At 36.3% G+C, this 13,001-nt stretch carries 7 protein-coding genes; all 7 read right to left on the bottom strand.

All coding sequences use genetic code 11. The features are described 5' to 3' along the window. Positions 1-165 precede the first annotated feature (165 nt). Positions 166-3,207 carry a chondroitinase family polysaccharide lyase gene (locus AACU95_RS17190; RefSeq protein WP_036918856.1) on the bottom strand — a complete coding sequence of 1,014 codons (3,042 nt, stop codon included), beginning with the start codon at positions 3,205-3,207 and terminating at the stop codon, positions 166-168. Positions 3,208-3,264: 57 nt separating this feature from the next. Then, positions 3,265-6,330 carry a chondroitinase family polysaccharide lyase gene (locus AACU95_RS17185; protein ID WP_012368258.1) on the bottom strand — a complete coding sequence of 1,022 codons (3,066 nt, stop codon included), beginning with the start codon at positions 6,328-6,330 and terminating at the stop codon, positions 3,265-3,267. A 12-nt stretch (positions 6,331-6,342) separates the two neighbouring features. Next, complete coding sequence (locus AACU95_RS17180) at positions 6,343-8,508, bottom strand: autotransporter family protein (RefSeq protein WP_017627910.1); 2,166 nt, start codon at positions 8,506-8,508, stop codon at positions 6,343-6,345. Between the two features lie 37 nt (positions 8,509-8,545). Next, positions 8,546-9,430 (bottom strand): OmpG porin family protein, encoded by an 885-nt coding sequence (locus AACU95_RS17175; RefSeq protein ID WP_004244192.1) that lies wholly within the window; start codon positions 9,428-9,430, stop codon positions 8,546-8,548. A 144-nt stretch (positions 9,431-9,574) separates the two neighbouring features. Next, a complete protein-coding gene (locus tag AACU95_RS17170) occupies positions 9,575-11,134 on the bottom strand; it encodes a sulfatase-like hydrolase/transferase (RefSeq protein WP_004244191.1) in 1,560 nt (519 codons plus the stop codon). A 320-nt stretch (positions 11,135-11,454) separates the two neighbouring features. Continuing rightward, positions 11,455-11,943, bottom strand: a complete 489-nt coding sequence (locus AACU95_RS17165) for a GNAT family N-acetyltransferase (RefSeq protein ID WP_004250320.1) — start codon at positions 11,941-11,943, stop codon at positions 11,455-11,457. Between the two features lie 209 nt (positions 11,944-12,152). Continuing rightward, on the bottom strand, positions 12,153-12,908 hold the full coding sequence (gene aipA / locus AACU95_RS17160) for a trimeric autotransporter adhesin AipA (protein WP_110144337.1): 756 nt from the start codon (positions 12,906-12,908) through the stop codon (positions 12,153-12,155). Positions 12,909-13,001 lie beyond the last annotated feature (93 nt).

Genomic DNA, 13,001 nt, shown 5'->3' with positions numbered 1-13,001 from the left:
AGCATAACAAATTATTAAAATGAGACAACAGATTTATTATCAATAATAAATGAAGATATGATTTATTATTATTTAAATAAAATAATTGATTCGCTAAATTGATTTATAAATAAAAAGAGTCTCGATGTTTTATATCGAGACTCTTTAATTTAAAAGTTACGACTTTTACTTAATTAAATAAACTGTTATTGGTATTGCTTGTATAGTCGTTGTTGTAATTAGCGTATTACTATTTTGATATCTAATATTAACACCTAATTGTGGTGTGGCTAATTTCCAAATCCCTTTTACAGTAACTGTACTACTTATTGGTTGAGGATCGGCTGTAAGCCATTGGCGAGAATAAACACTCACTTCAACCTGGTTACCCTTATTATCAATTTGGTCAGCTTCAATACCCTGATATAAATTTAAATCAGGATTAACAATACTTAGCGTTAATTGTTGTTTTTGTTTTTTTACCATTACCATAGTGGGGGAATCACTTGATAATAATAAAGCTTGAGATGAATTGACTTCGGTGGCATTAAAAAAAGCATATCCCTCTTCTTGCGTGATTTTATCTTTTACTGCATGAAGTTGATTATTATGCTGCAATACGGTGTATTCAGGCGCTTTATTATCTTGTGCTTCTATGGCTATTGCATATTCATAATTTGCATTTTTAGGGGCTTTACCGTGAGAGATAACGGCTGTTGCAAACAATTGTTCTGTTTGCTGTGAATTTCTGTCATCAACAGAGTATTGTTTTTGATAACTAAATTCTACCGTTTGCCCTTTAGCTAATTTATACAAGTTACCCGCCGGATCAATTAATGTATCGGCATTATTTAAGGTTAATTGAGTACCGAGTTGGTTCACTTTTTTACCATTAATTATAATTGATTGTAACTTAGGAACAGCAAACTGGAACAGTGTCGTTTCTGTTGTATGTTGTTTATCATTATTTTCAATACCAGAGCCTAATGCGATCACTCTATTATCAAATAAGAAATAGGATTTATTCGCTCTTAGACTTTGTTGTTGATATTTACTGTGACCATGTAATTTCATGGCAAACATACTGTTATTATTTAGTGTATTGGCACCAGAATAACGTTGTGTTGAAAGCAACATTTCTTCTATGCCTGCACTTGGCAATTGGCTTAGTTTTGCTTCTAGTTCATCATAAGGAAGGTGGATCGTAGTCGTTCCTGGATATCGATTCCAATCCCAACCTGCATGACTAAAACCAGATTTAGTTAAATCCGCAGGAATAATTTCAAGTTGCCCATATTGCAAGTAACGACCATAACGGTTGTTATTCTCATAACTTTCATTACCCACTAAATAACGACTAAAACCACGAGCGATAGCAAGCCAGCTTTGCTGTGGCGCTGTTATTGATGCTCTACGCTGGATTGCCATTGAAGCATAATTCATTGCCCATGCACCTACCGGTTCATTTTCTGCTTTAATACCTTCAAAGCTATCTTTGTTTGCTAATTTTGCATAAGCGGCTGCTAATGTAGTATCTAGCTCTTGTTTACCATCGGGCGTACCTGCAAGAGCCATCCATTTGAAGGGATCAATACTTATTTTATGTAACCCCGTAGGATGTCTGCCACTTAATACCAGAGGAATTTGTGTTTCTTTGGTATAGATACGCATTTTTAATAATACATCTTTTAAGCGTGCATGTGCTGGTGATGAAAGACGAAAAGGGGAATGACTTAAGGCATAAACACTAGGCGCTAAGCCACCAAATGCATCTTTGGCATAAGCTGGATAATGTTGTGAATGGTGAAAAATAGAGCCATCAGATTTAAAGCCACCAGCGACACCTTTAGAACTAAGAATGGTTTTGTTTAGCCAACTTTGCAATTGTGCTAAGGCTTGTTGGCGCTGTTGATAATCTGGCAACATCAATAAACTTTTTATCATCCACTGTAATTGGGTATTGAGAATATCGACATTTGCATCAACGATTTCATTATCTTTTTCAAATATGCGCCCTGTTGCGTTATACCACATCATGGCTTGTTGTGTCGGTGCTAACAGATTATGTTTTGCTAGAATATGGCGACCAATAAACCATGCATCAAAAAGCTCTCTTGTTTGATAACCTACGTGAGTAATAATTTGGTAACCACTCCCCCGTGTGAAACCTTGTTCAAGAACGTAACGAGTGCCTAATAAATAGAGCGTTTCTAATTTTTTTCTATCGATTGCTGATAAGGAGTGACTACGCAAGTAAATCGCTGTTTGAAGAAGCGTTTTGCCTACATCTCTTAGCATGTTGGCATCAAGTAATGCTTTTTGGGTTTCTTCACTAAAGACCCCCTCGACTTTGATAAAATTCTGGCGATTAGGATGATCAAGGGCTTTTGCGGTTATTGAGCCATCAGCATGTTGTTCTAAGGCTAATTTTTTCCATAATGCTAAATTTTTGTCGATCATTTCAGCGGTGATTTTTTTATCACGACTGACACCTTGATAGTATTCAAAACGTTGATAAATAGATGCCACTTCAGGCTGATCATCGCGAAACTCAGTCGCAAAATTTAATGTAGGATAATGCGCTGTGAACATTTGATCGTACATCAATAATGCACTCCAATTTTTACTCACCATTGTATTTACTGCATTATTAACATATGGAATTTGATAGTCAGGAATAGGCCAACGATTATCTAAAGGTACGCTCATAATTATTTGATCAAAAAAAAGCGTACCTGCTTGATCTGGTGCAGTAATGACTAATTTATCTAATTTGCCTGTTGCTGAGCCTTTCATATCACGAAAAGGAACTGCAATACCTCGCCAACCCGTGAAATTCAGTTCCGTGTTAAAACTTAATGCTACTTGATTATTTTGTTTAAATTGTAATGTAAGGGGCGTTGACTGTGGTTTTTCATTGTAAATCCACATCATAAAAGTGAGTGGTGTTGCTGTATTTTTATCATCTTGATAATTAACTTCATTATTAAGTGTTAATGTTGATTGGGGTTGATACTGCCATTTGAGTGACTGTACGCCATCTTTAGCATGCTCTTTACTTAGTGATAGCTGATGGTCATTTGAGGTGCTCAAGGTATTTGGCATTTCATCTTCAAAAAGATAAAGATCGCCAAAAGGTTCATGAGAAAGAGAAGGTAATGCTTGTGCGGGTAAGGATAAGCAGAAACTTAGTGTAATCGCATAAGCTAAAGAATTTTTTATTAGCATAATCAGATTTCCTGCAAAATAAAAAAGGAACGCGAATGCGCTCCTTTAAAGGTTTAATCAAGAGAGAGGAGAGAGTTTAATTTCTTGTGGAATGCCAAAGTAACTGGTGAAAATAAGTTCGGTATTATCCCCAGAAACGTTATATTTTACCTCACTGTCTTGAGCTGTGGGTTGCCATTTCCCTTTCACTGTCACATTAATGGTGACGGGGGTTGCCGCTTTTTGGCGAGTCATATTTAAATCAGGTGTTACAGCACTCACCGTCAGTATATTTCCTTCCTGATGTGTCATAACAATGGACGGCTTATCGACTTTTTTGATCCATTTATCGTCAATGACTGCTGGTTGATAAAATGCATAACCTGTTATTTGACTGAGTTTATCGTAAATAATATGTACATCTTTATCTTTACGAATAACTTGGTATAACCCATTGTTAGCACGGAATTTCTCGGCTAATTGCGCCATTTTTTCCGGTGTTGCATCTAAGAAAACCATGTACTCATAACTATGATCTTTGGGTTGAATACCGTGGTCGATCCATGCGGAGCTAAAATTTCCTTGCGTGGGTTGACGATTTTTATTTTCAGCCGAAGTCTGGTGTTGGCGGCTGACATTCACTTTTTCTGCTTGAGTAATTAAATAACCGTTACCATTACTATCGATTATCCAATCTCCTTGTTTTAGCGTAGTTTGATAAGGAAAACCTTCTATTTTTTGGCCATTAATCCAAATAGTGTTTAACTCAGGCGTAATAGCATGTTGGAATAACGTTGTTTCCACAGGGTGATCTTTATCGCTGCTATTAATATTGCTACCGACAAAAATTAAATGGTTATCCGCCGCTAAGACGGTTTTTTTAGCGGTAAAGTTAGCATCAAAACGCGCAAGATTAGCGGGATAAAGAAGATCAAACGCCATCATGCCATATTTTCCTTCAAGGGCTGATGTGCCGCTAAATCCTCGCTCACCTCGTTGCATCAAGGTGTGTGGGTTAGGGCTATCAAGTTCTTTAAGCGGAAGATGAATGGTTGTGGCGCCAGGCATTCTATTCCAATCCCAGCCTTCTTGCTGATAGCCTTGTGAAAGTTGAGAGCCATTGCGAACGATTTGAGCAACACCATGACTTTGATAACGGCCATAACGGTTATCTTTATTGTAAATTTCAGATGACCATACATTGGTATTATAGGCTTTTAATGTCACCATTTTGTCTTGCCAACGGTGAATACCAAAGGCACCACCGTTAAAGGCATAGAACCCTTGAGGAAGGGACGCTGGCGTTATCTCTTCACCAAAAATAGTGGGAGATTCATTTCGCGATTTACCACTAATTGCTAAATAAATAGATGCTAACTGTTTATCTGGCGCTGGTTGGGCAGACATCGCGAGCCAATAGTAACCTTGTGCTATAGATTGTAGGGAAGGTGAGTTAAAGGGGTGTCTTCCCGCTAAAGGTAAGCCAACTTCAGGATTACTATAGATCCATGCTGAAATCATTGCCTTTTTTAGGTTATTCCAGCCACTTTCACCTACAGCAAAAGGTGTTTCTCGTAATAAATAAATCAGCTGTGAGGCATTTTTAAATGCTGGGAAAGAGTAGCCGGGATAATTACCTTCATGTCGCCATGCCGTACCATCAGGACGCAAACCGTCTTTACTCCCCGGTGGTACTTGAGTTAAGGCACCAGTGATATAATGACTAAAAGAATTGACTAAGTTAATACGTTTTTGATCATCGGGTTCAAGTAATAATAGCGCTAAATGTTGACGAGATAAGGTATTAAAATAGTCTAAATCAGAGCTATTTGCGCCAACTTTCATATCAAAACTACTTTTAAATTCTCGTGAATACCAAAGTAGAGAATCATAGACTTCTGTCTGTAGATTAGCTTCTTTTAGTGCATCAGCCATTAATAATGTAGAGATATACCACCAACGTGAACTATATCCCCAGTGGTGAGTGGTTACTAGGGCACTACCTTTGACAAATCCTTGATCTAATAGATGCTTGGTCATCAAGAGGTACATCTGTTTTAGCTGTTCTTTTTGTGTTGGATCTTTTTCGAGCACATAAGCACGGCTAATATTAAACATTAATGTGGTGTAGTTACCAAGAATGACGTAATTATCAAAAAGTTGCTTGTCTTGAGAATTAAGCTGTTCTGGCTGATAGATGATAGTTTGTTTATCGGTGATAAGATGTCGACCTTGCATTCCTCCATCCGAAAGAGGGCGAATATTCAGTGCCTCAAAATCCGTTTTTAGCTTGCTGATATTCTCTTCTAAAGCAAGATTCGTCTCTTTTTCACCACCAACAAATTCATTGATAAGACGTTGGCGAATAAGATCTATCGCAGCTAAATTTTCTGGTGTTACAGGTAATTGAGGTTGTACAGTGTGAAATTCAATTTCCGGCTCTGATAATCGTGTTTTTATTTGATAATCAGACCATTGATAACGGGCGTCATCAATAGAAAACATAATACGGTCGATATAGATTTCACCCTGACTGATATTAGAAGGGGCTTTAAAACGAATGCTGTCGACATTTGCACCTAAAGAGCGACCAATACTATCTTGAGTACCATCGGATGATGTATTTGTTGCATTTAAAGTCATCTCGCGATTTTCAAGATCGTTATTTAAAGAGATACCAATAGCACGCCAGCCAGTGAAATTTAGTTTTACTTTAAAGCCAGCTTGGGCTTCGCTGGTGGCATTGAGCTTTTCCCCTAAATCAACAGTGAGATAACCATCAATAGGTTTTTCGTTGTAAAGCCAAAATGATAAAACAGGTGTAGAAGCGCGTCCCCATGCTTTAGAGGCTTCTTTATCTGTGGGAACTATAAGCTTTTTATGTAAAGTAAAACTACTACCACCTTTCCATTGCCATAAAAGGGATTGGTTTCCCATAATGCTACGTTTATCAGATAAAGTTAGTGTTGAATTTTTATCTGATGAAAAATCAGCTAATGGATCACTTTGTGCAAAATGATAGATTTCTGATTGCATAAGATGATTGGGATCAAATGCAGGATTGCTGGTGGCAGCAATAACATGATAGGGGGTTGATAATAACCCCAATGTCATTGCAAGCGCAGTAAAACGAAATATCGGCATTATATTTTCTCCTTAGAAACGCTGGCTAACAGTAAAGCCGATACGCCCTTCATTGAATTTGTCATAACGCTGATATCCCATTGTTGTACCTAAATTTAACGATTGGGTAATATCAAGGTTTGCACCTAATTCAGCACTAATGATGTCACCACCAACGGTATTTCCTTTAATATCGAAGGTGCTTCCTCCAGTATTAAAATAGGTAAGGCTGTGGCGTTGATTAATATCGTTATTACCTGCAATATCTTTGATATAACGAAGGTTAAGAGAAGGGGTTAATTTGCCATAAGAGGTTTGGTAGTCATTCCATAAAGCAACAGAGCCACCTAATTGATTAACTGCGTAGCGTTGGCCATAAGTACGCATAGATAATGTAGAGCCTGTTTCTTCCCAAGAATCAATATTGAGCCATTGATATTGGTAAGTTAGCATCGGTTTAATATGGATAAAATCAAAATCCAAATAGGTGCCAGCGTTAATCTGATAGCCTAATTGCACACCAGAGTAGTCACCTTTTGCTTTGGTATTTCCTTGCCATCCCGTATTACCACCGATATCCCTCTCACTATCGACAGTGTAATAACCAATATTTAAATTACCGTTTAAGAATAATGTATCACTATACCAACCGGCATAAGGCATAAATTCAAAATGGCTAATTTCTTTGCTTGCATTACGTTGTTTAGCATCGGCTTTAGCGTAGTTATATGCTAAAGAAACGCCAATTAGCGCATCTTGATTTATTTCATAATCAGTACCGATTTGAATACCAGTGCGATAAGTATTGTAGCCGTTAATTCCACCTTGTTGACTTTGCGTACCATAACCGTACAGAATATTTGCCCAGCTATTCCAACCTATTTCTCTTTCTTCAATGGGGAGCTGATTATCATAGCGTAAGTAGCGATGAGCAATATTGTTGCGCATATCTTCAACCATGATTAATCCTGCTTGAATATCACTACCGTCAGCAATGGGCGCCAGATCATTTGATAGTGCAGCAATATTATTATCATTATTACCAGCGGCGACTAATAAACTTAATGCTTCATCTGAAATCTGGCTACGTGTATTATTAAATTCATTTAATACTGTTGGAATAATAAATTTAGCTGCTGCTAATCCATTCTCTGTGACATTGCCACGTTCAGCAGCGCTAATAAAATTATCCCCCCCTTCGTAGCTAATACCATAACGCGCAATTAATTGATTACCACTGACACCACCGCTAATATTTGGTGGTGTCGTTTCTAACCATGAATCTGTTTTTTCTAATAAAGGTGAAATATCTGGCGCTATGGCATTTGCATCAGTCACTGTAATGCCCGCTTCATCTTTAATTGCCGAGTCTGAAGCAATTAATACAATATCTTTATTAATGATGTTATCAACACTGGTGCCTTTAAAATCAAGTTTTGCTTGGCTACCTTTTTTAAAGGTGACATCGCCGGTAACATGTAAGATAGTTTCATCAGTATTGGTATTATCATCAAGGCGGAAAATAAGCTGGCTATTTTCCTTATTCATGAAGTTACCTTCCCATTGAATGGTTTTATCTTTACCTTGGATAGTTAAATTGCCATGGTTTTCAATTAAAGGAACACCGGTAATTTTATAGCCGTCAAATAATGCATTTTGTGCTCCTCCCTGATAAGCAAAATTGATTTTGGTATCCACATGATTATTCCCTAAAATATCACCGTGGATCTCGCCATTAACATCACTTCTAAAGCCTGTTTTTAAAGTGCTAAAATCAATCGCTGCGGTTTTTCCTCTGATAATAGCGCCATCTCGAATATAAACACCTGTTCCTCGTTTAGGAAAGTTACCTTCAACTAATATTGCTGTACCATTTTCACTAGTAACGTTAGCGCCATTTAAATTAATATTACTACTAAAAGTAGCTCCCTGATTTATTTTAATTGCATTTGCTCCATTACCAGTAACAGTAATATTTTTTGTAATTGCTTGAGCTTTATATTCTGTTGATGAGCCATTAAATACTACACCGTCACCTTGTGATACATTAACATCTTTATTTATTTGCGCTGTATCGCCATTATTAATGTTTACGGTTTCACAAATGGTTAAAGTACTATCGCAATCAGCCGCTACGGCTGAGCCATATATAGCTGAAAGGACAGCAGCACTTAAAAATAACAAATTTTTATTTTTCATGAGATATAACCTTATGACTATTATATGGTTTTAATTATTAGAAAGTTGCTCTTACTGATACTTTAAAATAATCTTGAGTTGACTTGCTGCCGTTATTTTTATTCTCAACACGCTCATTATAATATTCTGTCATAACACGCCATTGAGGAGATATTTGGTAAGCCATTTGTAAGGTATAACGAGTCATATCTTTATCGATATATTCACCTTTATTTGTTCTGTCTTCTATTTTTCCAAAAATAGACTTACGCATTGAGGGAGAAATAATAACACCGATAGGTGTCGTCCAGTTTACATACATACGTAATTGCTGGTTGTGATTTGTTTCTTTTGTATCATACTCTTCATGTCTTATTGCTTGTTTTCCACCATCAAAATAAGCCACTGTTGTATTGAGATTCGGGGTGATAAAGTAGCGAATACCGGGTTCAATTTCCCAACCTAAATAATCCGTATTAGTGACGCCATTACTTCGTTTGTCCTCTTTTTTTTGTAATCCAAACAAAACACTACCGGTTAAAACCCAGTCTTTATTAATAGGAAATTGATAATTTGTTTTTGATTCATAAAAGTCGATAGTTAAACGGCTACCATTATCATAGTTAGTTAAATCTTGACGTATTTTTAATCCTGGTTGTATCCAACCATTATTTAATTTAAAACGATAACTACCTTGTAAATCATAACGCTGATAACGATTTTTATTGTCATGTTCACGCTGACGAAAACCGACGTCAAAATACCAGTTCGATTTGTCTGGATTAATATTAAAATCAACACGATAACCAGAATAGTTATTCGATGTATCATAATCAGCAGATTCCCACGAGAACATCGCATTAACTGTTGCTGCGTGAGAATGAAAAGAAGTTAAAGCTAAGCCAAAAAGAGGTAAGAAAAGCACAATACGAAGTTTGTTCATGGTCTATATCCAATTCTTTATTCGCTTTTATTTATATCTATTTTTAGATGTAGGACGTCTTCCTTTTATTTTATTAAAAGGATTTTTATATTAGCGAATTAGGTTTATATATAGCGCCATAAGGTTATGGCGCAGATGTTTTTATTATTTTTCTTCACATATTGATATTTTTTTATTTAATTTATTCGTTGTCGCTGTAATAAACTCAGTCGCTCTCCAAGAATCTCCTGTTTTTTCTAACCAAGGGGTTAATTCTTCTTTAATTAATTTATCAATTAAAGGCATATTATCTTTGGCAATATTTTTCATTTGATATGGATCGTTCACATTGTCATATAAAGTATATTTTAATGGTTGCCCATCTTGCCTATCTATCACCAAAGTATGAGTTTTTGTTCTTACACCTCGTTTACCGAATGAAGGTTCACCATAAGGAATAAAAAGATAAAGCTGAGAGTTTGCTGTGTCGCCTTTGCCTGTGATGACTCTATCTGCAAGATCTGTGCCTTCTACTGAATCAGGGATCCATTCTGATAAACCAAGTAACCCTAAAATAGTTGGGTAAATATCAGGTGCTGACATTAATGCATCATCAAAACCTGGTTTGATTTTACCCGGTAAGCGAAACATCATAGGGACACGCATCGATTCTTCATACGGATTATTTTTTGTTGCTTGTCCATTTGATCCTAAGCAACTGCCATGATCAGAGAAGAAAACGACGAGAGTATTATCTGCAAGGCCCTGTTTTTCTAATTCATCGACAATGCGACCAAATTGCTCATCAACACCGTTGACCATTGCCATATATTCTTTGAAATATTGAGGCCCATAACCTTCTTGATATTCACTGTCCCACTGTACATTAGGGCGTGTATTTAACTCTTTTGATGTCTTACCTTGATAAGCATCGAGGTATTTTTTCGGTACTTGATCATAAGGAGAGTGAGGTGGGTTCATTGAAACCACTAATGCAAATGGTTTTGAATTATCTCTAAATTGATTATTTTCATTTTTGAGGAACTTGATTGCCATATCGGCTTCATGTTCAGGCCCCCATTGATCGATATAAATCGGTTTATCACGAGGTGTATCGTTTGCCCAATACATCGGTTTCAAGTGTAAGTCATAAGTACCATAAGAATACCAAAAATCAAAACCATGACGCCTATCTGGAGCAGCCCATTCATTCCAATAACGACCTTCCATTGGATTATTGTAACTTTCAATAAAAGGCTCATAGGGAGCATCAAGGTGCCATTTGCCAATATACCCAGTGCTATAATCTAAGGATTTAAGTACGTCAGACCAGCATTTTGCGTAAGGAGACAAGTCAATACCTACTTTTCCACCGTAATCATGGGCATTACCTGTGATACCATTACGCACAGGGTACTGACCTGTCATAAACATGCCTCGAAAAGGGGAGCATAGAGGGTAATTTGATGCCATTTGTGTCATTACTTTGGCTTGTTTGGCAAATTTATTAAGATTTGGTGTAATCGATGGATCTTCCCCCATAAACTGTAGAGCATGGGCTCGCATTTCATCAGGAAAAACAATTAATAAGTTAGGTGCATTTTCTGGTCGAGTGCGTTTGCTTGCTGTAAAGTCACCTGAAGTAGCAAGAGCAGGTGTAGAAACAGAGATTGCAGCCCCACTGGCGGCAAGACCTTTGATAAAAGTTCTACGGGAAACAGTCATTGCTTCCTCCTATTTTACGTTTGCTTTCGAATTGGTGGTATTTATCTTATTTATACTTTTATGTAAGATCAAAAAGTAAGTTAACGAAAGATCTAGAATTGAAGGAGAGATCACAGAATGGTGTCAAATTGTAAGCAATTTGATAGAGAAAAGTCGGATTCAAATATTGTTAATAATTATGAGTTAATTTATGAAATATTAATAACTGATTGATTTTATATATAAATTGATTTTTGTTATAAATAATACTCATTATCACTGTTCTATATCGTAACTCATTGAAGAATACATATGCGTACTTTTTCTTTCATTTGTTTTCATTATCCACTAATTACCCACCATGCTTTTCCTTGAAATTGAAAATTTTCAACAATATTCATACCTAATTTTTGATGTGCTTTTAGCGAGCGGATGTTTTCACTATTAATAAATGCAATCGGGCGACCACCTTGTAACGCACCAATATATTGGTAAAGCTCGGTTAATAGCGATTTTCCGCGGTATGATTTATCAATACATACAGGACCGTAAAACCAATTATTGTATGTAAGGCTAGGAAAACGTCGATTAATTTCTTGAGCAATAGGTGGAAGAGAAAAAGAACTGACCGGAAAGCTGAAAACAACCGCTATAATCTGTTCTTGGTCAGTTGCGACTATGGCATTGGTACTACTTTGGTACATAGCTTCAACTTTATCGTGTGGATAATCACCATATAATCCACCTTGCTGTGACTGTGAGTTTTCTTGTAGTAATGAAGTCACTGCTTTGATATCAGCGAAGGTCATTTTTCGTAATGGATAACTCATGTTGTGTCTCTTTTAGTCATGGAGAATTATGTCATTATAGGAAAAATGTCACTATCACAAAAGGGAATAAAAACAGAAGATAAGCTTATCTTTTTAATAAGTGTTATGCATTTATTTTATTTAGAAAAATATTGTTAAGCAGCAATAAGGATACTACTGCTTAAATAATAAAAAACTTTCTTATTAAGAGGTGAGGTTAATTAATAAGATCACCAGCCATAAGCTAATCCGCCGCCAAAAATAAGCTCTTGTTCACTATTAATTGATGAGTTAAATCGAAATGCTATATCATTATTTGGCTGATATTGGATACCTCCAGCAAGTGCTATGCCAGTACGATAATTACTAATACCGATGCCACCACTAAAAGTATGATGAGTAAGATAAGGAATATTGGTCATGGCAATTGAGGAAGCAATACCTGCATAGACTTTTTTTTCTAATGAAATAACTTTTTTATCAAGTGCTTCAATTGCATCGGTAATTGATGCTTGTCGTCTTCGATAATAATCATCAAACTCATGAATGGTTTTTTTGATGGTGTTTAAGTTATTATTAGTTTGATTTCTAAAAACATTTATTTGGCTATCAGTTAACCTTTTATTTTTACTAAGTAGTGCTTTTGTTTGTGCCAGATTGACTGCATCAGTATTATTTTTACCTTCACTGACATTGGTGAGTCGTGCTGTTTGTTTCTCTTCACTATTACCAAATGAAACCGTATTTTCCTCATTGGCTAATGCAGCATAACCAATAGCAACCGAACGAGTATTGGTGGCTTGGCTATTGATACCTATAGCAGTGGCACCGCTGCCGGATGCTTGACTATTGTCACCGAGTGAAAAACGGGCAAGATTATCATGGTTGGGAGTTAGTGAATTATCTATATTTGATGTTGGTAAGGTATTAGCGTAAGAGAGTGTAGGGAATAAAAAAGACACTAAAAATATTTTTTTTAATAGCATGTTATTCGTCCTGTAATGGATAACAGAGTTGCCAATAAATGCTAAATGATTCTTTTTCTCATCACAATCTAGAATAAATGAAATCACTCTTAA

The organism is Proteus sp. G4415 (genome assembly GCF_963896075.1).
In the GTDB taxonomy this organism is placed as follows: Bacteria; Pseudomonadota; Gammaproteobacteria; order Enterobacterales; family Enterobacteriaceae; genus Proteus; species Proteus mirabilis.
Note: the sequence above shows the minus strand (reverse complement) of the source record. Positions and strands in the feature narration are given on the sequence as shown.

What these genes read in the sequence shown, in the direction of transcription:
- AACU95_RS17190 (WP_036918856.1), bottom strand. Translation starts at nt 3,207, where the DNA reads ATGCTAATAAAAAATTCTTTAGCTTATGCGATTACACTAAGTTTCTGC.
- AACU95_RS17185 (WP_012368258.1), bottom strand. Translation starts at nt 6,330, where the DNA reads ATGCCGATATTTCGTTTTACTGCGCTTGCAATGACATTGGGGTTATTA.
- AACU95_RS17180 (WP_017627910.1), bottom strand. Translation starts at nt 8,508, where the DNA reads ATGAAAAATAAAAATTTGTTATTTTTAAGTGCTGCTGTCCTTTCAGCT.
- AACU95_RS17175 (WP_004244192.1), bottom strand. Translation starts at nt 9,430, where the DNA reads ATGAACAAACTTCGTATTGTGCTTTTCTTACCTCTTTTTGGCTTAGCT.
- AACU95_RS17170 (WP_004244191.1), bottom strand. Translation starts at nt 11,134, where the DNA reads ATGACTGTTTCCCGTAGAACTTTTATCAAAGGTCTTGCCGCCAGTGGG.
- AACU95_RS17165 (WP_004250320.1), bottom strand. Translation starts at nt 11,943, where the DNA reads ATGAGTTATCCATTACGAAAAATGACCTTCGCTGATATCAAAGCAGTG.
- aipA (WP_110144337.1), bottom strand. Translation starts at nt 12,908, where the DNA reads ATGCTATTAAAAAAAATATTTTTAGTGTCTTTTTTATTCCCTACACTC.